The organism is Herbiconiux moechotypicola, assembly GCF_024979255.1.
Lineage (GTDB): Bacteria > Actinomycetota > Actinomycetes > Actinomycetales > Microbacteriaceae > Herbiconiux > Herbiconiux moechotypicola.
This window is the reverse complement of the sequence record NZ_JANLCN010000046.1, coordinates 1-565: the sequence shown is the minus strand read 5'-3', so window position 1 is coordinate 565 and position 565 is coordinate 1. Positions and strand designations below refer to the sequence as shown.

The window sequence follows — 565 nt, the reverse complement described above, 5'->3', positions numbered from 1 at the left end:
CGCAATATTTCTGATTACAACAATAACTGCAGTTACACGATATGAGTACTTAGTCCGAACACTCATCACGATAACATTATGATACAACACCGAATAGTTCACAATACTACTAGTACAACAATAGTCGGAGGTACTCATTACAACAACATTGAATTGAAATTACACGATAGAAGTATTTAGTCCGAACACTCATTACATCACAACAGCATTTTATTTCCTAAATCGAAAGCATTGTTACACCATGGAATCGCCTGCTGCGCGACGACGCCTTGGCCTTGCGCGCCTGCTTGTTGTTCCTTCACCAGGTGGTCGCCTACCATCACTTGCCTGTCCAGATGGACTAGCATCTGCGCCGCTTGGAACTTCTGCATTCTTCGGGCATTTCTTGTAAGTATGGCCGCGCAGATCACACTTGCTGCAGCGTAAAGTCCTCCCACCTGCTTCTGACTCATCCATATCATTTCTGATGCGTCTAGTTTGGCGTCGACCCTTTTTCACCCTTAACTTAGATGGATCTGGAATATAAAAAACTTGGGCACTCAGCGTTGTGTAAGATCCTGAGATC

The 565-nt window shown here is 44.2% G+C and carries 1 protein-coding gene; it reads right to left on the bottom strand.

The features are described from left to right. Positions 1–197: 197 nt before the first annotated feature. Positions 198–452, bottom strand: a complete 255-nt coding sequence (locus N1031_RS20575; protein WP_161401907.1) for a hypothetical protein — start codon at positions 450–452, stop codon at positions 198–200. Between the last annotated feature and the right edge of the window lie 113 nt (positions 453–565).